The 19,701-nt window shown below is 43.7% G+C and carries 23 protein-coding genes and 1 pseudogene; 11 read left to right on the top strand and 13 right to left on the bottom strand.

The features are described 5' to 3' along the window. Positions 1–29 precede the first annotated feature (29 nt). The gene (locus EQY75_RS08620; protein WP_129604976.1) at positions 30–1,487 is read left to right on the top strand and encodes an aminoacyl-histidine dipeptidase; all 1,458 of its coding nucleotides are present in this window, start codon (positions 30–32) and stop codon (positions 1,485–1,487) included. A gap of 28 nt (positions 1,488–1,515) precedes the next feature. On the opposite strand, the gene EQY75_RS08615 is transcribed toward EQY75_RS08620, so the two are convergent. The 3 genes from EQY75_RS08615 to EQY75_RS08605 are packed head-to-tail and all read right to left on the bottom strand — an operon-like array spanning position 1,516 to position 4,202. Further along, positions 1,516–2,625: a peptidylprolyl isomerase gene (locus tag EQY75_RS08615; RefSeq protein ID WP_129604974.1), complete on the bottom strand. Its 1,110-nt coding sequence runs from the start codon at positions 2,623–2,625 to the stop codon at positions 1,516–1,518. A gap of 12 nt (positions 2,626–2,637) precedes the next feature. Beyond that, positions 2,638–3,189 (bottom strand): gliding motility-associated peptidyl-prolyl isomerase GldI, encoded by a 552-nt coding sequence (gene gldI, locus EQY75_RS08610; protein ID WP_129604971.1) that lies wholly within the window; start codon positions 3,187–3,189, stop codon positions 2,638–2,640. Further along, a complete protein-coding gene (locus EQY75_RS08605; RefSeq protein ID WP_129604969.1) occupies positions 3,186–4,202 on the bottom strand; it encodes a DHH family phosphoesterase in 1,017 nt (338 codons plus the stop codon). The genes gldI and EQY75_RS08605 overlap by 4 nt, the downstream gene beginning before the upstream one ends. Positions 4,203–4,330: 128 nt before the next feature. Here EQY75_RS08605 and EQY75_RS08600 point away from each other — a divergent pair, with 128 nt between their 5' ends. Together EQY75_RS08600 and EQY75_RS08595 are read left to right on the top strand one after the other, a co-directional pair. Next, positions 4,331–5,365 carry an alkaline phosphatase D family protein gene (locus tag EQY75_RS08600; RefSeq protein ID WP_129604966.1) on the top strand — a complete coding sequence of 345 codons (1,035 nt, stop codon included), beginning with the start codon at positions 4,331–4,333 and terminating at the stop codon, positions 5,363–5,365. A 50-nt stretch (positions 5,366–5,415) separates the two neighbouring features. Beyond that, entirely contained in the window at positions 5,416–5,835 is a 420-nt protein-coding gene (locus EQY75_RS08595; protein WP_129604964.1) for a nucleoside-diphosphate kinase, read from the top strand. A gap of 64 nt (positions 5,836–5,899) precedes the next feature. Here EQY75_RS08595 and EQY75_RS08590 read toward each other — a convergent pair whose 3' ends face one another. The 3 genes from EQY75_RS08590 to recF are packed head-to-tail and all read right to left on the bottom strand — an operon-like array spanning position 5,900 to position 7,695. Beyond that, positions 5,900–6,193 (bottom strand): DciA family protein, encoded by a 294-nt coding sequence (locus EQY75_RS08590; RefSeq protein WP_129604961.1) that lies wholly within the window; start codon positions 6,191–6,193, stop codon positions 5,900–5,902. Between the two features lie 3 nt (positions 6,194–6,196). After that, positions 6,197–6,613, bottom strand: a complete 417-nt coding sequence (locus tag EQY75_RS08585) for a lipocalin family protein (RefSeq protein ID WP_129604959.1) — start codon at positions 6,611–6,613, stop codon at positions 6,197–6,199. A 2-nt stretch (positions 6,614–6,615) separates the two neighbouring features. Further along, the gene (gene recF, locus EQY75_RS08580) at positions 6,616–7,695 is read right to left on the bottom strand and encodes a DNA replication/repair protein RecF (protein WP_129604957.1); all 1,080 of its coding nucleotides are present in this window, start codon (positions 7,693–7,695) and stop codon (positions 6,616–6,618) included. A 113-nt stretch (positions 7,696–7,808) separates the two neighbouring features. Here recF and EQY75_RS08575 point away from each other — a divergent pair, with 113 nt between their 5' ends. From EQY75_RS08575 to EQY75_RS08545, 8 genes and pseudogenes are all read left to right on the top strand, one after another. Next, positions 7,809–8,573 carry a tetratricopeptide repeat protein gene (locus EQY75_RS08575; protein ID WP_129604956.1) on the top strand — a complete coding sequence of 255 codons (765 nt, stop codon included), beginning with the start codon at positions 7,809–7,811 and terminating at the stop codon, positions 8,571–8,573. Between the two features lie 5 nt (positions 8,574–8,578). Continuing rightward, the gene (ribH, locus tag EQY75_RS08570; RefSeq protein WP_129604954.1) at positions 8,579–9,061 is read left to right on the top strand and encodes a 6,7-dimethyl-8-ribityllumazine synthase; all 483 of its coding nucleotides are present in this window, start codon (positions 8,579–8,581) and stop codon (positions 9,059–9,061) included. A 95-nt stretch (positions 9,062–9,156) separates the two neighbouring features. Further along, positions 9,157–9,444, top strand: a complete 288-nt coding sequence (locus EQY75_RS08565) for a riboflavin synthase subunit beta (protein ID WP_129604953.1) — start codon at positions 9,157–9,159, stop codon at positions 9,442–9,444. A 2-nt stretch (positions 9,445–9,446) separates the two neighbouring features. Further along, positions 9,447–11,300, top strand: a complete 1,854-nt coding sequence (gene mutL / locus EQY75_RS08560) for a DNA mismatch repair endonuclease MutL (RefSeq protein ID WP_129604950.1) — start codon at positions 9,447–9,449, stop codon at positions 11,298–11,300. Continuing rightward, complete coding sequence (locus EQY75_RS08555; RefSeq protein WP_129604948.1) at positions 11,301–12,044, top strand: rhomboid family intramembrane serine protease; 744 nt, start codon at positions 11,301–11,303, stop codon at positions 12,042–12,044. Positions 12,045–12,048: 4 nt separating this feature from the next. Beyond that, a pseudogene (locus EQY75_RS14580) lies at positions 12,049–12,593 on the top strand (rhomboid family intramembrane serine protease); the annotation flags it as partial. A 48-nt stretch (positions 12,594–12,641) separates the two neighbouring features. After that, the gene (locus tag EQY75_RS14575; protein ID WP_425462160.1) at positions 12,642–12,920 is read left to right on the top strand and encodes a DUF6576 domain-containing protein; all 279 of its coding nucleotides are present in this window, start codon (positions 12,642–12,644) and stop codon (positions 12,918–12,920) included. A gap of 4 nt (positions 12,921–12,924) precedes the next feature. After that, complete coding sequence (locus tag EQY75_RS08545) at positions 12,925–13,956, top strand: endonuclease/exonuclease/phosphatase family protein (RefSeq protein ID WP_129604944.1); 1,032 nt, start codon at positions 12,925–12,927, stop codon at positions 13,954–13,956. On the opposite strand, the gene EQY75_RS08540 is transcribed toward EQY75_RS08545, so the two are convergent. From EQY75_RS08540 to EQY75_RS08510, 7 genes are all read right to left on the bottom strand, one after another. Then, positions 13,931–14,257, bottom strand: coding sequence for a DUF6122 family protein (locus EQY75_RS08540; RefSeq protein ID WP_129604942.1), 327 nt, complete (start codon positions 14,255–14,257; stop codon positions 13,931–13,933). The genes EQY75_RS08545 and EQY75_RS08540 overlap by 26 nt on opposite strands. After that, positions 14,250–14,831 carry a WbqC family protein gene (locus tag EQY75_RS08535; RefSeq protein ID WP_246019842.1) on the bottom strand — a complete coding sequence of 194 codons (582 nt, stop codon included), beginning with the start codon at positions 14,829–14,831 and terminating at the stop codon, positions 14,250–14,252. Before EQY75_RS08535 ends, EQY75_RS08540 begins: the two co-directional genes overlap by 8 nt. A gap of 67 nt (positions 14,832–14,898) precedes the next feature. Continuing rightward, positions 14,899–16,599, bottom strand: a complete 1,701-nt coding sequence (gene lepB, locus EQY75_RS08530; protein ID WP_129604938.1) for a signal peptidase I — start codon at positions 16,597–16,599, stop codon at positions 14,899–14,901. 44 nt (positions 16,600–16,643) lie between these two features. Then, on the bottom strand, positions 16,644–17,351 hold the full coding sequence (gene dapB / locus EQY75_RS08525; RefSeq protein WP_129604936.1) for a 4-hydroxy-tetrahydrodipicolinate reductase: 708 nt from the start codon (positions 17,349–17,351) through the stop codon (positions 16,644–16,646). A gap of 3 nt (positions 17,352–17,354) precedes the next feature. After that, the gene (locus EQY75_RS08520; RefSeq protein ID WP_246019840.1) at positions 17,355–17,987 is read right to left on the bottom strand and encodes a DUF5683 domain-containing protein; all 633 of its coding nucleotides are present in this window, start codon (positions 17,985–17,987) and stop codon (positions 17,355–17,357) included. Next, on the bottom strand, positions 17,980–18,885 hold the full coding sequence (locus EQY75_RS08515; protein ID WP_129604933.1) for a ParB/RepB/Spo0J family partition protein: 906 nt from the start codon (positions 18,883–18,885) through the stop codon (positions 17,980–17,982). The genes EQY75_RS08520 and EQY75_RS08515 overlap by 8 nt, the downstream gene beginning before the upstream one ends. Further along, entirely contained in the window at positions 18,885–19,658 is a 774-nt protein-coding gene (locus EQY75_RS08510; RefSeq protein ID WP_129604931.1) for a ParA family protein, read from the bottom strand. Before EQY75_RS08510 ends, EQY75_RS08515 begins: the two co-directional genes overlap by 1 nt. Positions 19,659–19,701: the final 43 nt, after the last annotated feature.

Genomic DNA, 19,701 nt, shown 5'->3' with positions numbered 1-19,701 from the left:
TGAGTATTTTTGAACTAAAATCAGCAGAAATTCAAATGGACATTCAAAACTTAGAACCCAAAGCCGTCTGGAACTATTTTTCCAAGCTCAATGCAGTCCCCCGACCCTCGAAAAAAGAGGAACGTGTCATCGCTTTTATGATGGATTTTGGGAGTTCACTCGGTCTAGAAACTAGCAAGGACAGGGTAGGCAATGTGATCATAAGGAAACCCGCAACAGCCGGGATGGAGGACAGAAAAACTGTAGTGCTTCAGTCGCATCTCGACATGGTTCATCAGAAGAATAACGATACAGTATTTAATTTTGACGAGCAGGGTATCGAGATGTACGTAGACGGGGATTGGGTAAAAGCCAGGGGAACTACACTTGGTGCCGATAACGGAATGGGCGTGGCAGCGATTATGGCCATACTGGCCGGAGATGAAATTCCACACCCTCCCCTGGAAGCTCTTTTTACCATTGACGAAGAAACCGGAATGACCGGGGCTAAAGGTCTTGAGGGAGGTCTGTTAAAAGGATCTATCTTGCTGAACCTGGATACGGAAGAGGACGATGAAATCGATATCGGATGCGCCGGGGGTGTTGATATTACTGCGACAGGAAATTACATCGAGACAGATCTGCCTTCCGGGGCGAAAGGATACCAGCTCCTTGTTAATGGATTACAGGGTGGACACAGCGGGATGGATATCCACCGTGGCTTTGGCAATGCCAATAAAATTATGAACAGGCTTCTCTTTGCGGCCGCAGATAAAGGCTCAATACACCTCTGTGAAATAGATGGAGGCGGACTTCGAAACGCGATTCCCAGAGAAAGTGTAGCCCGATTTGCTATTACTGGCAGTGAAGAAAAAGTTCTTGCCGGTATTCAGGAAATGATAGAGAATATTAAGTTGGAACTGCGAATAACAGAGCCCAGGCTGAATATTAGTCTATCTGCGCAAGATCTTCCCTCTAAATGCATGGGTAACGACGCTCAGGGAAAGCTACTCAGGGCCGTTCAGGGGGTTCACAATGGTGTTTTTGCTATGAGTACTTCAATTAAGGACCTGGTGGAAACGTCTAATAACCTCGCCAGGGTAGAGGTGGGAAAAGGGAAAATCAAAATCAGCTGCCTTACACGCTCTTCAGTGGAATCTGGTAAATTGAACTTAGCCAGTAGTCTGAGCTCAGTCCTGGAACTCGCGGGTTACGAAGTGAATCTAAGCGGGGATTATCCGGGTTGGACCCCAGATCCCGATTCTGAAATCCTTAAGGTACTCGTACAGCAATACAAAGAATTATTTCAGGAATCGCCCAATGTTTTGGCATGTCACGCGGGCCTGGAATGCGGTATTCTGGGCAGTCACTATCCTCAAATGGATATGATAAGCTTCGGTCCGAATATCAAAGGGGCGCATTCCCCGGATGAACGTGTGCAGATCTCCTCAGTACAAAAATTCTGGAAATTTCTGAAGACGATATTATCTGAAATTCCCAAGGCATAAAAAACCCCGCCATTGGCGGGGATGAATTTTAGTCTCCAAATATTCCTGTGATCTCCAGATCGAAGACCAGATTGGAATTTGGCGGTATAGGGCCACTTCCCTGCTGGCCGTAGCCTAAGTGAGGAGGGATAAATACCCTTATTTTATCGCCGACCTTCATGGAAAGCATCCCTTCTTTGAATCCGGGTATGAGTCGGGCATCCGGACTGAAGTCCATTGGGAAGGGATCGTACCCACCACCGAGTTTTCTGTCCTCATCAAATCTTTCGTATTTCTTTGCGACTTCCTCGTAATTGCTGTCAAACATAGAGCCGTCTTCTAAATAGCCTGCATAATTGACCATCACTTTTTGTCCGATCTTAGGTTTTTCTCCACTTCCTTCTTCCAGGACAATCAATTTTAATCCTGAGGGGAGTGCCGTCGCAGCAGCTTTTTGTGCAGCCATTTCTTCAGCGAAATCCGTTTGCATTTTTTTCATGGCGGCAATGGCTTCCTCTTCTTCGGCGAAGTAATCACTCATGATTTGGACGGCATCAAAATTTTTAGCTTCCTTTCCATTTCTGATAATCTCAACCGAGTTCATAACGACATCCACAGCCGGTCTGTTCTTCTGGTTGGTTTCTACAATACCAATTGAATCAACCACAGCCATTCCCTCAACAACTTCACCAAAAACAGTGTGGATACCGTCTAGCCATGGGGTTGGTTTAAGGGTGATAAAAAACTGGCTGCCATTAGTTTTGGGTCCACCATTGGCCATAGAGAGAATTCCTGCCCTGTCATGGCGAAGGGAATCTACAATTTCATCTTTAAATCTATACCCCGGATACCCCGACCCGGTGGCGGTTGGATCACCTCCCTGTATCATAAAATCAGACATCACCCTGTGGAAAATCAAGCCGTTGTAGAAGGGCTTCTCTTTGTACTCTTCACTTACAAAAGGACTTGTGCCCTCTGCCAGGGAGACAAAGTTGGCTACCGTAACCGGAGTACTTTCATGATTCAATTTTAGGAGAATGTCTCCTTTTGTTGTTTTGATATCTGCAAAGATGCCATCGCCAAGATGGGCGTACTGGCTCGACTTGCATCCTATAAGGAGCAAAATAAATGTGGCGTAATAGAAATAGGTCTTTTTCATCTAATAAATACTTTAGGGTGTACTTTCTTCTTTATCGGTTTCAATATGAATAATGGTAATTACTGCTTTTAAGGGTACGTTAACCCCAATTTTATTTTTGTCGCCCGGGTATCCATAGGCGAGTGATGACGGAAACAGAAAAATGGCTTTTTCTCCTTCTTTTAATAACTTAATACTATTCCTCAAGCCCGGAAACAGCCCCTGTTTGTCTACCTTGTAAGTTTGTAGGCCTATTTCTTCTTCAGAATAGATAGTATCATTTTGGAGGGTTAGAAGTGCATATGTAAATCGGACCAAATCATTCGTTTGAGGAGTATAGGTGCTCACCTCATTGCTCAACAGATAGGTATACCAACTTCCTTCTGATGTAGCTGTGTATTCATTAAGGCTGTCGATTTTAATGATCTCGCTGATTAATTTTTCTTCCGCTTCCAGAATTCGTCTGTTTCTTTCTGCCGACTCCTTGATAAAGGATCCGGAATTTACCTTGACCGGCCTTCTCGGTTCAGCTTCTTTGCAGGCGAAGACCGCAAATACAAATAAAAGTAGCATCAGTTTTTTCATCTGCTCAATTCACTTTTGTGTTTCTCTAAGAGGTTGCGGAAATAGATGACTGTATCTTGCATAGATCGGGTGCTTTTTCCTCCTGCAGCATTGGTATGGCCGCCGCCGTCAAAATATGCCCGGGCAAATTCATTCACTGAAAAATCACCCTCTGAACGAAATGAGATTTTAATTATCCCTTCTTCCCTGTTCTCGATAAAAATAACAGCCAATCGTATATCTGCAAGGGTCAGTCCGTAATTCACAAAGCCTTCCGTATCACCTTTTTTAAACTGGTGCTTATCCAACTCATCCTGATTAAGGGTGATGTATGCAGTGCTGTATTCGGGTAAGATCACCATATTATTGAGGGCACATCCCAAAAGATGAAGCCTGCTGGGCGTGTTGGTGTCAAATATTTCTTTGTGGATCTCCGCACTTCTGGCCCCACGGTCTATCAATGCAGCCACAACCCTATGGGTCTCACTTGTGGTAGCAGCGTATTTAAAAGAGCCCGTATCGGTAAGAATTCCGGCGTAAAGACAATCGGCTATTTCTTGATTGATTTCATTTTCTCCTCCCAGGGCTTTTATCATGTGATAGATCATCTCACAGGTAGAACTCATCCCGGAGTCAGAATACATGATAGAAGCGTAATCGGCCGGACTGTGATGATGGTCTACCATCACAAAGGTAGTTTCAGTTTCTTCCAAAACCTCCTTCATTTGTCCGATTCTTCCCAAATCATTGAAATCTACAGTAAATATTATTTCTGCTGTTGCGATAAGCTCCTTTGCCTGTGTATTTTGTTTTTCGAAGATCATCACCTCTGAGGTACCCGGCATCCATTTCAGGAATTCCGGATAGTCATTAGGGCTGATCACAACTGAGTTATGGCCTTCTTTTTTGAGATAGAGGTGTAGTCCTAAGGCAGCACCAATGGCATCACCGTCTGGATTTTTATGGGGAATAATGGCGATTTTCTGGGGAGTGTTAAGCAGGGCCTTCAGAGCCCGAACATTTGCTGAATTCATGCCTGCAAAGATACAATTTATATGAAATACTCATCACGAAAATGCGAGAGGTTAAATAATCGCTAACTTTTGAAACAATTAAAAATTTAAACTCTAAAAAACATACTTTAGTAATAAATCGACTTACCGTGAAAAATCGAATAATTCTCTTCCTTTTACCCCTTACGTTTTTTAATTGTAAAACTGCCGAGGTCACTGAAAACAGAATACAGCTTCCAACTGAGGCCGATTTTACCATTGCCTTTGGTTCGTGTAACAGACATAATGTAAAGAATTCGCTTTGGGATGATGTGCTGGCAACAGAGCCGGATGTTTGGATCTGGGGAGGGGATATTGTCTATGCGGATACGGATGATCCCGAAAAAATAGCCGGTATGTACGAGGTGCAGAAGAGCATTCCCGAATACGCTCAACTGCTTAGTGAAGTGCAGGTTATCGGTACCTGGGATGATCACGATTACGGACTTAATGACGGAGGGGTGGAGTTTGAGGCCAAAGATGAAAGTCAGCAGGTCTTTTTAGATTTTATGGACGTTCCTGAAAATGACCCCAGACGTGAGAGAAAAGGTGTCTATGCCGGATACAATTTTAAAACAGCCGAAGGCGAGCTTAAGATCCTGGTTCTTGATACCCGATATTTCAGATCCGCACTTACACCATCCCAACAAAAGGGCAAGAGGTATGAACCAGGACCTTACGGGGAAGGAACCGTTTTGGGAGAAGAACAATGGGCCTGGCTGGAAAAGGAGTTAAACGCTTCGGAGGCAGATTTTAATGTTATTGTAAGCAGTATTCAGTTTTTATCCAATCAGCACGGGTTTGAGACCTGGGGAAATTTCCCTCACGAGGTGGACAAGTTAAAAACTACGGTTGCACAATCGGGTGCCAAGGGAGTAATCATCCTTTCTGGTGACCGCCATATCTCGGAATTTTCGAGTAGTACCCTAGAAGGGATGTCCTATCCTCTGATCGATTTTACCAGTAGCGGCCTTACCCATGTTTATTCCAGTTATTCAGGGGAACCAAATCCGTACAGGCTTGGAGAGGTGGTGGCGAAAAAAAGCTTTGGTTTACTCCGCTTTAATTTTAAAACGAGGCAGGTAGGGATGGAAATGATAAGCGATCAGGGTAAAGTCCTTAACAAACTGGTACAAGAGTATTAATGTTGTAGGTTGAATTTAGATAGCTTACTTTTGCCGAAAATTTTTATCCAATGACTGGAAACAGAACATTTACAATGATCAAACCCGACGCGGTGGAGAACGGCCACATCGGTGCTATTTTAGAAAAGATTACCTCCGCGGGATTTAAGATCATCGCCATGAAATACACTCAACTCAGCAAGCGTGATGCACGTGAGTTTTACGCCATTCATAAAGAACGTCCTTTCTTTGGCGAGTTGGTGGAGTTTATGACCAGAGGTCCCATTGTTTCGGCAATCCTGGAAAAGGACAATGCCGTGGAAGACTTCCGGGCACTGATTGGTGCGACTAACCCCGCTGAAGCTGCAGAAGGAACCATTCGTAAACTCTTCGCAAAGGATATAGGTGAAAATGCCGTTCACGGCTCCGATAGTGATGAGAATGCAGCCATTGAAGGTGCATTTCATTTCTCAGGACGCGAGATCTACTAGTTAAAATTAAGAAATTGAACTCAGGACTTCCTTCTCAGGAGGTCCTTTTTTGTGTTTTGGGATCTTAGCGAAGTACGATCTTTTTGACGACTTCCCTGCCTACCTCTTCATTTAAGAGATTTATGATCTTAGATTTTCCCAGGCTGAGCTCTTCCCTGAGTACAGAGGAGGAAAGGGAAACAAACAGAGTGCCGTTACGCAGGTCGAGTCCGGTGGTGTAATTGTTTACGCCATTGCCCATCAGAGATGCCCAGGCCTCTTTAATCAATACCTTGTCTAAACCCTTTTGTAATTTATTGGAAGAAATAAATTCTTGCAGGGCTTCGCTAAGAGATACATTGTTTTTCTTCCTGACCATTTTTTATTCGAGAGTTAAGGGCTCATACCGCTTATAAATATAACGAATCTGCTCGTTATTTTTCAGGATAAGCCTTGTATCGGTAAGCGATTCGATTTCCTCTTCCCATTCACTCATTTCGTTCTGATACATAATAATGTAGGCATCTTGCCTTGGCTCGAGTCTGAATTTCTCAGCATCGTCAGAAGTGATATACTTGCTGTTGGCAAGGGGTTGAACTTTTTTGCGATACCCTGACATGTCCGAAACTTCAAAATAGTCGACCGTCGCGCTCATCTCATACTGTTTTTTATCCCCCGAAGGGAATTCCACTTCGGAGATTTCCCAATATCCGTTGAGGTGTTTCAGGTCTTCCTTTTTCACTTTCTGGCCGCAGGAAATACAAAGTAATATGGTTAAAAAAGAACAGATCTGTTTCATTTTTACAAAGGAAATATTTTATAGGTCTGATGTATTTCTTTAATGATTCTTTCCGTGCGTTCAGCATGGGTGTCACTTATAAAAATCTGACCAAAATTATCATCTTCCACCAAAGATATGATATGGGCAACCCGACTTTCGTCCAATTTGTCAAAAATATCATCGAGCAGCAGGATGGGAGTGGTGCCAACTAGTTTCTTAAGCAACTTGAATTGCGCAAATTTCAGAGCGATAAGGAATGACTTCTGCTGGCCCTGACTCCCGAATTTTTTAATGGGATAATCCCCGATTTGAAAATCGAGATCGTCTTTATGGATTCCTACACTAGTGTATTGCAGCGCCCTGTCTCGATCAATGTTCGACGAGAGCAACTCTGCCAGACTAGCTTCGTGTAAACGGGAATTGTAAACCAGGTTTACTTCCTCGGTATCTCCTGAAATTAGCTTGTACTGTTCTTTGAATATAGGGTAGATCTCTTCTACAAATGCCACGCGCTTTTTATAGATCTCCTGCCCGTAGTTTTGTAGCTGTTCGTTGTATACTTCTATGGTTTTTGGGTCATAGGTATGATTGGCTGCAAAATATTTTAATAAGGCATTGCGCTGCGATACCGCTTTTTGGTAATTCATCAGTGCGTGGAGGTATTCGGGATCGGATTGGGAGATCACTCCGTCCATAAATTTCCTTCGGGTATCACTTCCTTCAATAATAAGATCCCGGTCGGCCGGTGAAATGATGACCAGGGGCAACAGCCCTATGTGCTCTGAAAGTCGGTCATACGCCTTGCCATTTCTTCGGATTACCTTTTTTATATTGCGTTTTAAGGAACAAACGATTTTTTCCTCTCTGTCATTGAGCGAAAAATTGCCTTCGATTACGAAAAAGTCCTCCCCGTGTTTAATATTCTGTGTTGCAATGGGATTGAAATAGCTCTTACCGAAAGACAGGTGATATATGGCGTCGAGCATATTGGTTTTCCCCCTTCCGTTATTCCCGACAAAACAATTGATCTTAGCATCGAATTCAAATTGTATATCGGCAAAGTTTTTATAATTGAGGAGGGAAATCTTCTGAAGAAACATTAAAAGCTGAGTTGAAAATGGTTTTTAGGGCCGAATAATATCCAAAAATAACAAATAAATACCCTTCGGTTTTCGATAAAAACTTTATTTTTGCGCGATCAATCCAAGGAACTATGGCGACATATAAGAAGAGGGGCTACAAGCCTCAGAATAAAGAAGAGGAAAAAGCCCTGAGAGAACAGGGAAGCACTACTGCCGAAGTATTCAGCGCTTTGGATGAAAGCGCTTCCAAATCGGAACAATGGGTAGCACGCAACCAGAATTATATCCTTGGCGTCATTGGCGTCATCGCCGTTACCGTGCTGGGTTATTTAGGATACAATCAATTCGTGCAAATGCCAAAAAATGCAAGTGCAGCCAATGAAATGCTATATCCCAACAGGTACTTTAACGAAGCCTTGCAAAATACTGCGGAGAGGGATTCACTGTTCCTGCTTGCCCTCAATGGAGCTGAGGGGAAGTACGGCTATCTCGACATCATCGATGAGTACTCAGGTACTCCGTCAGCAAATATTGCCACTTATGCTGCGGGTATGGCTTATAAAGAATTGCAGCAGTATGACAAGGCCATAGAATATCTGGAACAGGTATCTCCTGATGAGGAAATTACGGCTTCTTTAACTCTTGGAAGCATAGGCGACTCCTTTCTCCAATTGGGGCAGACTGCAGACGCCCTCACGTATTACGAAAAAGCTTTTGCCGAGGATAACAATAATCTCACTACTCCGCGATTTTTGTACAAAGCCGGCGTAGCTGCATTAGAATTAGATCAGAAAGAGAAGGCACTAGGCTACTTCCAACGCGTAAAAGATGACTTTCCGGATTCCACTGAAGCGCAGACTATTGACGTCTTTATTGGGATGGCTCAAACTCAATAAGTAGAATGGCCACCGCAAATCGCAACCTATCGCACTACGATAAAGATAGTATCCCTGATGCGTCCCATTTAAAAATTGGGATCGTGGTTTCTGAGTGGAATGAGGAAATTACGGAAGGACTCTATCAAGGGGCTCATACGACTCTAGTTGAATGTGGCCTGAAAGAAGACCAGTTGCTCAGGTGGAACGTGCCCGGGAGTTTTGAACTCACCTTTGGCTGTAAAAAGATGATCGAAGAGCTAAAGCCAGACGCCGTCATTGCTATAGGCAGTGTAATCCGCGGAGAAACACAGCACTTCGATTTTGTCTGCAGTGCCACTGCACAGGGCATCAAAGACCTGAATGTCAATACAGCTACGCCTGTCATATTTTGCGTCCTTACCGATGACACCCTTCAACAGGCAAAAGACAGAAGCGGAGGAACACACGGAAACAAAGGAACCGAAGCTGCTATCGCTGCCATCAAAATGGCTGTCCTCGGGAAATAAATCAAACTTTCCCTCTCACAATCGGTGTTAACAAATTTTGGGAACTGTGCTTCCTCACTTTTTCGATATTTAAGTACCTTTGACACTGGAGCGATATGGGACGATTTACGAAACTGCGAAGGAACAAGAAATACAATTACTCACCGCGATATTATGATGATAAGGGGGAAGGTAACCCCTTTAAAATGGAGAGAAAACTAGATCGATACCGATCTACTGTAGAGCCTCCCAGAGGATTAAAATCAAAGTTCAGCAGTGCGATGTCTGATCTCAGGAAGGGTGCAGACAAAAACTACAACCTCCGTTTTCTATTGATCCTGGCCGTTCTTATCCTAATTGTTTTATACATCATCGATTTCGACCTTTCTATATTTATTTCCTGATAATGGCAGACCGTATTCAACTTTTGCCAGATCATGTGGCTAACCAGATTGCAGCAGGAGAAGTTGTTCAGCGACCTGCCTCTGTGGTTAAGGAGTTGATGGAGAATGCCGTGGATGCACAGGCCAGTGAAATTAAATTGGTGGTTAAGGACGGGGGTAAAACCCTGATTCAGGTGGTCGATGACGGAATAGGGATGAGCCCTACAGATGCCCGACTCAGTTTTGAGCGGCATGCAACCTCCAAGATCCGGAGTGCCGAAGACCTCTTTCAGCTTCATACCAAAGGCTTCAGGGGAGAAGCCCTTGCTTCCATCGCTGCCATTGCGCATGTTGATATGCAAACCCGCCCGGGGGATGAAGAACTGGGAACCCATCTGAGAATTGAAGGGAGTAATGTGGTGTCTCAGGAGGCAGCCGTAACCCCAAAGGGCACTTCTATTGCTGTCAAAAACCTCTTTTACAATATACCCGCCAGACGTAATTTCCTAAAATCTGACAAGGTGGAATTCCGTCACATTACCGATGAGTTTCATCGTGTGGCCCTGGCTCACCCGGGAATCAGTTTTTTCTTTTACCACAACGACAGTGAATTATTTCATCTAAATCAAAACTCACAGCGCAAAAGGATTATCAATATTTTTGGTCATAAGACCGATGAAAAACTGGTGCCGGTCCAGGAAGAAACTCAGGTAGTGAAAATCGATGGTTTTATCTGTAAGCCTGCCTTTGCCAAAAAAAGCAGGGGAGAGCAATTCTTCTTTGTCAATGATCGATTTATTAAAAGTCCGTACCTGCATCACGCAGTACAATCCGCGTTTGAGGGCCTGATCAAACCTGATTCGTACCCGGGGTATTTTCTTTACCTCACCGTAGATCCCACCTCCATCGATATCAATATCCACCCGACAAAGACGGAGATAAAATTCGATGATGAACACACCCTCTATGCCATTTTGAGGGCAGCGGTAAAACACAGTCTGGGACAATTCCACCTGGCACCTATGCTCGATTTTGAGCAGGACCAGAACTTGGAAACACCCTATGCCTATCAAAATAAAGAGGCTGAGGTTCCAGGAATTGCCGTAAATCCGGGGTTTAATCCATTTCAGCAAGAGACTGCAACCTCATACGGGCGTTCCGGCGCCTATAGCAGGCAATCTGCAAAAGGCTGGGAAAACCTTTTCGTAGACCTGGAATCTAAGTCGAGCAGGGGAGAAGCATTCAGCAGTGTTCACTTTGAATCTGAAGCCGTCTCAGGAGCTATTTTTCCACCTTCCGATGAAAAGCAGCTTAACGAAGGAACCACCTTTCAGCTCAGAAGAAAATACATCGTAACAACCATAAGATCAGGGATGCTTATTATTGATCAGCAGCGTGCCCACCAGCGGGTACTGTATGAAAAATTCCTTCGAAGCATGACTTTGAAGGAGAGTCTGAGTCAGCAGTTGTTATTTCCCGTTTCGTTAAATTTTAGTGATGCAGAAATCCGAGTGATAGAAGATTTACTGGATCAATTACGCACCCTGGGATTTGTCATCGAAATAAGCAAAAAAGAGGAAATAATGATTACAGGTTTACCTCCTCTTGTTCCGGAAAAAGAAGTACGCCCGGTTTTGGACCATCTTATTGCAGAATACCGACAGGGGAATGAATCTACTAACCTTTCTCAGTCTGATATGCTCGCAAAAGCGCTTTGCGGTAGTGTCTCCGTTAAATCAGGAGATCAATTGGATACCCATTCCCAGCTGGCGTTGGTAAATGATCTCTTCGCCTGTAAGGAAAGCATGCTTAGTCCGTTTAATAAACCGATCTTTATCACCTTAACCGAAAACGAAATCGACAAAAAATTTAATTAAATGGGAAGACTAACCGGGGCTATTAAACATCTCCTTATTATCAATATCATCTTCTTTATAGCTACTTCTTTATTCGGGGAGCAGATGTATCAATGGTTTTCCCTTTGGTTCCCTGAGAATGAAAATTTTGCTTTATGGCAGGTGATTTCCCATATGTTTATGCACGGAGGATTTATGCATATCCTCTTTAATATGTATGCCTTGTGGGCCTTTGGTTCGCCTCTTGAACAAATGTGGGGAAAGAAAAAATTTCTGTTTTTCTATTTTTCTGCCGGGATAGGAGCCGCCCTGATCCATACGGCGGTGAATTATTACTACTTCAATGAGGGAATGAACGTGTTGCTGTCTTCGGGTCTGACCCGCCCTGAAGTTATAGATATTATATCTCAGGGAAAATTTAACACAGGCTGGTATGAATTGGCATCGAGGACAACCATTGACAACTTTCTTATGTCTTACAGCACGCCGGCCGTTGGTGCATCAGGTGCCATCTATGGGATTTTAGTTGCCTTTGGAATGTCCTTTCCCAATAGCGAACTATTTCTTATTTTTCTGCCGGTTCCCATCAAAGCGAAGTATTTTATCCCGGTACTTATAGGGCTCGACTTATTTTCAGGTGTTACAGGATACTCAATTTTTGGACAAGGAATAGCCCACTTTGCACACGTAGGAGGAGCACTTTTTGGATTTATAATGATGTGGTACTGGAAGAAAAACCAGTTTAATAATAACAGATGGAACTAGGTCTATGAATACAGGCGGACTTCGATATCAATTCGCTCGACTGAGCATCGCAGAGAAACTCATCGCCGTTAATGTGGTGGTCTTTATCCTGAATGCATTACTGCCCTTTTTATTGGGCTTCCGGGGTAATGCTATTTCTCAGTGGTTCGAATTACCGGTAGACTTGATGGCCTTTTTTACCCAACCCTGGTCTATTGTCACCTATTCGTTTTTTCACGCTGATTTCTGGCATTTGTTTTGGAATATGTTGTTGCTCTTTTTTCGGCAAGGATTTTCATGAATCTTTTTTCGGCCCGAAAACTGATCAACGTTTATTTCCTAGGTGTGATCCTGGGCGGACTCCTCTTTGTACTCAGTTATAATATATTCCCGGTATTTATGGGGTCAAAGTCGGCCTTGATTGGTGCCTCCGCAGGGGTAACCGCCGTACTGATCTTTATATGCGCTTACATACCAAATCAGGAAGTTAGGGTCATATTTTTCAATGTGAAACTCTGGTATATCGGAGCGTTTTTTGTCCTGGTTGATTTAATTAGTATCCCGGCAAGTAATTCCGGGGGTCATCTCGCCCACCTGGGGGGTGCTCTCCTTGGTTATATGTATGCAAGGCAACTCACCAAAGGAAGGGATATCGGGGAAGGTTTTGCAAAATTGCTCGACAGTCTTGGAGCCATATTTAAGCCCGGGGATAAGAAGGCCCCAATGAAAACAGTCTACAGAAAAAGGGGCGCACAGAAAAAGTCGAAGATCGATTACGACAAGGAGAGCCGACAACGGAAAATTGACAGTATTCTTGATAAGATCAGCAAGTCGGGCTACGAAAGTCTCTCTAAGGCTGAAAAGGACTTCTTGTTTAAAGCCGGGAAGGAAGAATAATCTTATGAGGCTTACTTCCTTTAGTGCTAAATTGATGAGATGGATCACCCTCAGCTCATCCGGCCTGTTATTTGTTTTCAGCATTTACATCACTTTAATAGATTCTCAAGTCGTCTTTCTGGACCTGCTAGTATTGTTTACGCCGTATTTGGTAGGACTAAATTTCATACTTGGCTTTGGTTATGCTTTAATACGAAGCAAGTTGCTCTTCATTCCCCTTATGGCATTGGTCCTCTGGTTCTTGGTTTTAGGCCCGTTTTTGGTATTTACCACGGGCGATGAAAATAAATCTCCTGAGGACATTTCAATATTGAGTTATAATGTGATGGAATTCATTGGTAATTACAGGGACAGACCAAGCGATATACAAGACAAGATTTTAGACTTTGTATCAGCACAAGACGCAGATATTTTGTGTTTTCAGGAATTTGCTTCTACAAGGGTGAGCAGAGAAAAATTAAGTTCTTATCCCTATAATTTTGTCTACTCACCGCGGGGTGATAAAAGATTTGCCCCACTATCCATTTTTTCGAGGTATCCAATTATTTCTAGTGGCGCTCTGGACTTTGAGAATACGCTCAATAATACGATTTATGTGGATGTATTAGTGAATGCGGATACATTGAGGATATATAATGTACACCTGCAGTCAATGAGAATACGACCCGGCTCCATCAAGAGGGAGAATCCCATCAACTTATATAACCGACTTGGAAATACTATTGAACGGCAGAAGAAACAGGCAGGTCAAATTCTTGAGCACAGTCGCGATGTAGCACACCCTGTCGTGTTTTGCGGCGACTTTAATAATACTCAGTATTCCAAAGTGTATCGCATCTTGAAGGAAGATAAGGAAGACTCATTTCTGGAAAGTGGTAACGGCCTGGGAAATACATTGCTGTTTAAATTCCTGCCTTTCCGGATTGACTACGTACTGGTGGACGAAGAATTAGAAATAAGTGGACACCAAAACTTTGATATTCGTTTATCAGACCACACCCCAATAAAGGCTACATTCCGTTTTCAAAACCCATAAGCAGACAGTCCGTCCAATCGGCAAGGATGTGAATCAAAAGTCCGATTCCCCAGATCCTCAGGGGTTTTATAAGTAGAAAAAGAATATAGACCGCAACCGCCCAATACTGGTGTAGAAAATGATAATTAATACTACACCGATGGGGATCGAAAATAGGATCAGCCAGTAAATGATCTAAATCGATCAAAATGGCAGCCAGCAGAATGAGGATCACACGCTTTTGATTGTTTTTAAAAAAAAGTAACCCCACAACTACAGGTATGATAAAATGTATCCCGTAATGAAGGAAAAATCTAAGCATCTGTTAGGTTTAGTTCCTGTAGGTAATTCAAAGTATTGGGGCCTTCGTTAAAGAGAAGGTCCAGTATGCTGAGGTTTTCAATAAATCCATTACGTTCTGTAAACACCTGAGTGTAAACGGGCATTTTAATAGGAGCAGGCCTTTTAGCATCGACCAGAAAGCGCATATCCCTGACTTCTTTGGGAGAAGGATTATACAAAGTAGTTTTTTGGGTAGGCAGAGTCAGATTTAACAAGGAACATACAATCTCCATACAGTGGATATTATGGTCGAGCAGGGAAGCAGCTGCTTTTTGAAAGAGTGGGGCCAAATCATCTTCGTAATATTCAAAAAAGGGGGAAGAACGATAGGCGGTTTGCAGGGAACGCCAATGTTGCCTTTGCCATGGATACGTATTATCGGTCTCAACTTCTCTGTAATATTGTTTTCCTTTTTTGCCACCAACATGGCTGATGGGGATACTCAGCATCTGTTTCCCCTGATCTGTACTGATGTAGGTTCGATTTCTAAAGGTCTGCTTTTCAAAATAATCCATGACCTCCCATACACACTGCTGCTGGGCCAGCAGGGCCATCGTTATTATATTTGGGAAATACACAGGGTGTAGTAGACAGCGCATAGCTGTATGGTGGTATTATTCTTTAATTCTTTGCCTTTTTTCTTCTTTTCCTGACGAAATCAAAGATAAACCAGCCTGCCAGGGCCATTAAAAAGTATCGGAAGTAAGATACGGGCTCTCCACTGCCGTGAACTGTCGTAAAAATTCGATCCCAGCGTGGCTTCCAGTTGGCTATCCCGTCATTAAAATTGTCAAAACTCAGCCAGATAAAAATAGGGGTCCCCACGATGTGATTCTCCGGGACATAACCCCAGGAACGGCTGTCCTCTGAATGATCCCGGTTATCTCCCATCATCCAATAATAGTCCTGTTTGAAGGTGTAATTGCTGGCCGCTTCCCCATTGATCATCACCTGATTTCCTGAAACACTTACGGTGTTGTTCTCATAGTCCCTTATAATTTTTTTATACAGCGGCAGGACTTCAACATTGATAGCAACGGTACTCCCTTTGGCGGGCAAGTAAATAGGACCAAAATTGTCGTTGTTCCAGGGATAGGATTCATTTTGCGGAAAAATATTGTATCCCGGAACCCCGGCGGGCTCAATAATCCTAACCACTGAATCGATTTGAGAGTTATTGCGTAAGCTTAAAGCCATCTCATCTGTAAGGGTAGCTTGCCGCTCCCTATCGGTAATCTCCCGAAGTGATAGCCCCAGGCTCCTGATCAGGTCAATAGATATTCCTCTGCTATCAGTGAGTATAACCGGCGGGTTATTTTGGTTGTAAACTGCATATCCCGAAGCCCTCAGGGTCATGATCTGTTGTGGATTCAGCGATTGGGCCACATACGTCCTGTTGAATTCAGTAACTCCGGTTTCCAGTAACAATCTGGAGGATACTCCCTTACCGGCATATAGCATATAATCATATTGAGGTCTGGCACGGTCTGAGAGCACCAGTTGTTCCCCATTTATAAAAACATATCCGTCTCTTACCTCCAGGGAATCCCCGGGAAGGCCTACACATCGTTTTACGTAATTCGATTTCTTATCGATAGGCTTAACAACCCCTTTTTCCTTTTTAAAAAATGCCCTGACGGTATCTGCCGGCCAGCTAAAAACGACGATATCGTTTCGATCAACCTTGGTAAAGCCGGGCAACCTGAAATAAGGAAGTTGTGGTTTCTTCAGGTAGGATCTGATCCCAAGCACAGGAAGGGTATCATGAACCATTGGAGCTGCAATGGTTGTCATGGGAGTCCTTGCACCGTAGTGAAATTTGCTTACAAACAAGAGATCACCAATCCTCAGCGTGCGTTCCAGAGATCCGGTGGGAATGACATAGGGTTGAATAAAATAGGTATGAACCAATGTTGCCGCCACCACAGCAAAGACTAATGAACTCACCCATTCCCCGGTACCACTTTTGGGATGTAAGCTGCGGTCTTTGATGTGTTCTACCTCCAGGCTGTAATTGACGTAATAGATATAAAAACCCAGAGTAAGAATAACCAGCCAGGTATCACTAAGGCTGTTGCGCCCAAAACTCCGGATGGTCTCCACCCAAATCACGGGAAACATCAGTAAGTTAATGATGGGAATAAACAGCAGGATCACCCACCATCCCGGCCTTTTGATGATCTTCATCAGGATCACCGCATTATATACCGGAACCGCTGCCTCCCAGGCTTGTCTGCCAGCTTTTTTATAGAGTTTCCAGGTCCCCAGAAAGTGTATGACTTGTACAAGAAGTATAAATAAGATCCATTGTGTAACGTCCATATCTGCAATTTAAGCCTTTGCGGAGGCAAGGTATTATTTTGTTGTCATTTTGCACCAAGGTTTAACACGTCTTTCATACTATATACGCCTTGTTTTCCTTGAATCCACTCGGCAGCCACAACAGCTCCAAGGGCAAATCCTTCTCTGTTATGGGCAGTGTGTTTAATACTTATATCATCCACGGTACCGGAATAAGTTACCTCGTGGGTACCCGGGATTTCGCCCTCCCGATGTGAACGCACTACTACGGCATCATCATCGTCCTTATTCAGCTGCCACCGGGTGTAATCGGTAGCTCCTATGATTCCTTCTGCCAGTGTTATGGCGGTTCCACTTGGAGCATCGAGCTTGTGAATGTGATGGGTTTCATCGATGCTGACTTTATATTCCCCTGTACCCGCCATCATTTTGGCCAGAATACTATTTAATTCGAAAAAAATATTGACCCCCAGGCTGAAGTTAGAGGAATAAATAAATGCGCCTTTTTCTTTTTTACAAAATTCGGCGACCTCCTCATAGTGTTGGAGCCAGCCTGTTGTACCAGATATCACGGGGACTCCATTTGCCAGGCATCCCTTTATATTTTCTACCGCTGACTCGGGAACACTGAAATCAATCGCTACGTCCATCTGGTTGTAGTCTCTTTCCGCAGATCCTATATCGACTCGGGCAACGATTTTATGGCCCCGATTCAGGCTCACCTTTTCGATCATTTTACCCATTTTGCCATAACCCAATAACGCTATATTCACTGACTAAAATTTTATGGTTAAGGCCAACCCATAATTTGGATCGGAGGTTATGGGATGATATTCTAGATAAGGTTTTATATCCAGGCTGAGGTCATCATCCACGTTAAATTGCTGCAAATGAGCATCTACATTGGCATCGATAATATTAAAGGCATAGAGTCCGATAGTGATCAACAGAGCAAGATCACGGTCCCGTTGATATCGTTCCTGAGCGTCCTGCAAGGCCTCGTCTGAAAGATCGGGACTGCCCGGCACGATTCCACTGCCATTCAGATCGTAAAATTCGTCATCAGTAAAACCCGCGCGGCGCCTTTTGAATGCCGACCTGAATCGGTCGTATAAATCATCATTGTAGATATAGGCATAAATTCCGGTTCCCAACGCTCCGTAAACAATGGGCAGCTTCCAATACCGGCGATTGTAGATTTGCCCGAGTCCGGGCAAAATAGCCGAATAAAATGCCGCTTTACTCGGTGCAAGTGGATTGACGTCCTTTTTTTCAATCCTCCCGTCAATGACAATGCCTTTATCCTTCAGATCGCTCCTCAGGGAATCGTTCTCGGTTCTTTTCTCCTGCCCATAGGTAGAAGCAAAAACACAGAAGAGAATTATAAAAAAAAAAGACCGACTACTCACCGGTGATTAGTTTTATGATACGGTTTAAATCTTCTTTGGAATCAAAGGTAAGTGACAATTTTCCTTTTTCGTTATCCTGGGTACTTAGGCTGACGTCTGTTTCTAGGTAATGAGACAGTGCAATTTCACTATTGAGGATAAACAGTGATTTGTCTAATTTTTTATTCGTTGATTTCTTTGGAGCTGAACCTGAATCGTGATACTGTCTTACCAATTCTTCCGTCTGACGGACAGATAAGCCATCCTCGATGATTTTTTCATAAATACCGAGCTGGTCAAGGCGTTTGTCAATATTCACCAGGGCACGACCGTGTCCCATGGTGATAAAACCATCCCTCATACCGGTCTGTATGATCGGGTCTAACCGCAGAAGACGGAGGTAATTAGTAATAGTAGATCTTTTTTTTCCAACCCGGTCACTAAGCTTTTCCTGAGTGAGCTCTATCTCCTCGATCAATCGCTGGTAAGAGAGCGCAATTTCAATAGGATCGAGGTCTTCACGCTGAATATTCTCCACCAGGGCCATCTCCAGTGACTCCTGATCATTTGCGATTCGTATATATGAGGGGATGGTATCTAGCCCTACGAGCCTGGAAGCCCGATAACGCCGCTCCCCTGAAACGAGTTGATACTTGTTAAAATCGAGTTTTCGAACGGTTATCGGCTGAATTACGCCGAGTTCACGGATGGAGGATGCAAGTTCCTGAAGGGCGTCATCATTAAAATTGGATCTGGGCTGAAAGGGATTGACTTCAATTGCATCGAGTTCCAACTCAACAATATTGCCCACTACCTTATCGGCATTTTTATCCGTAACCGAATTGATGTCGTTGTCAGGATCTTTTAGCAGCGCGGATAATCCGCGGCCAAGAGCCTGTTTTTTAGTCGCTTTTGCCATCACACTTTCTCCTTGTTCTTTTTGAGTAACTCGTTGGCCATATTGAGGTAATTTGACGCACCCTTGCTACTTGCGTCATACTTTATAATACTTTCCCCATAACTGGGAGCTTCCCCAAGTCTTACGTTTCTCTGAATAATGGTATCGAATACCATATCCGAAAAATGTTTCTTAACTTCTTCCACCACCTGATTGGACAGCCTGAGTCTGGAATCGTACATGGTAAGCAGCAGTCCTTCAATGTCGAGATCGGGGTTGTGAATGCGTTGAACGCTTTTGATAGTGTTCAGAAGTTTTCCAAGGCCTTCGAGAGCAAAATATTCACATTGAATAGGAATGATCACCGAATCTGCCGCCGTTAGGGCGTTTAGAGTGAGCAACCCAAGGGAAGGAGCGCAATCGATCAAAATATAATCGTACTCATCCTTTAATTCGCTGATCGCCTGTTTCATCATATACTCCCTGTCATCCTTATCAACCAGCTCAATTTCAATAGCTACCAAATCGATATGTGAAGGAATCAGATCTACATTGGGAGAGGAAGTTTTTACAATAGTCTCCGTAGCGGCACGGGTAAGTTCCAGTACCTGATAAGTGCCAAGCTCAACAGAATCAACGTCAATTCCCAATCCGGAGGTGGCATTCGCCTGAGGATCTGCATCGATCAGAAGCACCTTTTTTTCCAAAACACCCAGCGAGGCAGCCAGGTTAACGGTAGTGGTGGTTTTGCCCACACCGCCCTTTTGGTTTGCAATAGCAATTATTTTACCCATCTCATAGTAAGTTAGGGGTTAAAAATACGATTATTTGATTAGC

The organism is Muriicola soli (assembly GCF_004139715.1).
GTDB lineage: Bacteria > Bacteroidota > Bacteroidia > Flavobacteriales > Flavobacteriaceae > Muriicola > Muriicola soli.
The sequence above is the reverse complement of the archived record's forward strand: the minus strand, read 5'-3'. Positions and strand labels throughout refer to the sequence as shown.

What these genes read in the sequence shown, in the direction of transcription:
- EQY75_RS08545 (WP_129604944.1), top strand. Translation starts at nt 12,925, where the DNA reads ATGAGGCTTACTTCCTTTAGTGCTAAATTGATGAGATGGATCACCCTC.
- lepB (WP_129604938.1), bottom strand. Translation starts at nt 16,599, where the DNA reads ATGGACGTTACACAATGGATCTTATTTATACTTCTTGTACAAGTCATA.
- gldI (WP_129604971.1), bottom strand. Translation starts at nt 3,189, where the DNA reads ATGAAAAAACTGATGCTACTTTTATTTGTATTTGCGGTCTTCGCCTGC.
- mutL (WP_129604950.1), top strand. Translation starts at nt 9,447, where the DNA reads ATGGCAGACCGTATTCAACTTTTGCCAGATCATGTGGCTAACCAGATT.
- EQY75_RS08605 (WP_129604969.1), bottom strand. Translation starts at nt 4,202, where the DNA reads ATGAATTCAGCAAATGTTCGGGCTCTGAAGGCCCTGCTTAACACTCCC.
- EQY75_RS08535 (WP_246019842.1), bottom strand. Translation starts at nt 14,831, where the DNA reads ATGGCCCTGCTGGCCCAGCAGCAGTGTGTATGGGAGGTCATGGATTAT.
- EQY75_RS08615 (WP_129604974.1), bottom strand. Translation starts at nt 2,625, where the DNA reads ATGAAAAAGACCTATTTCTATTACGCCACATTTATTTTGCTCCTTATA.
- EQY75_RS08595 (WP_129604964.1), top strand. Translation starts at nt 5,416, where the DNA reads ATGACTGGAAACAGAACATTTACAATGATCAAACCCGACGCGGTGGAG.
- EQY75_RS08540 (WP_129604942.1), bottom strand. Translation starts at nt 14,257, where the DNA reads ATGCTTAGATTTTTCCTTCATTACGGGATACATTTTATCATACCTGTA.
- EQY75_RS08510 (WP_129604931.1), bottom strand. Translation starts at nt 19,658, where the DNA reads ATGGGTAAAATAATTGCTATTGCAAACCAAAAGGGCGGTGTGGGCAAA.
- ribH (WP_129604954.1), top strand. Translation starts at nt 8,579, where the DNA reads ATGGCCACCGCAAATCGCAACCTATCGCACTACGATAAAGATAGTATC.
- EQY75_RS08565 (WP_129604953.1), top strand. Translation starts at nt 9,157, where the DNA reads ATGGGACGATTTACGAAACTGCGAAGGAACAAGAAATACAATTACTCA.
- EQY75_RS08555 (WP_129604948.1), top strand. Translation starts at nt 11,301, where the DNA reads ATGGGAAGACTAACCGGGGCTATTAAACATCTCCTTATTATCAATATC.
- EQY75_RS08575 (WP_129604956.1), top strand. Translation starts at nt 7,809, where the DNA reads ATGGCGACATATAAGAAGAGGGGCTACAAGCCTCAGAATAAAGAAGAG.
- EQY75_RS08585 (WP_129604959.1), bottom strand. Translation starts at nt 6,613, where the DNA reads ATGAAACAGATCTGTTCTTTTTTAACCATATTACTTTGTATTTCCTGC.
- EQY75_RS08515 (WP_129604933.1), bottom strand. Translation starts at nt 18,885, where the DNA reads ATGGCAAAAGCGACTAAAAAACAGGCTCTTGGCCGCGGATTATCCGCG.
- EQY75_RS08590 (WP_129604961.1), bottom strand. Translation starts at nt 6,193, where the DNA reads ATGGTCAGGAAGAAAAACAATGTATCTCTTAGCGAAGCCCTGCAAGAA.
- recF (WP_129604957.1), bottom strand. Translation starts at nt 7,695, where the DNA reads ATGTTTCTTCAGAAGATTTCCCTCCTCAATTATAAAAACTTTGCCGAT.
- EQY75_RS14575 (WP_425462160.1), top strand. Translation starts at nt 12,642, where the DNA reads ATGTATGCAAGGCAACTCACCAAAGGAAGGGATATCGGGGAAGGTTTT.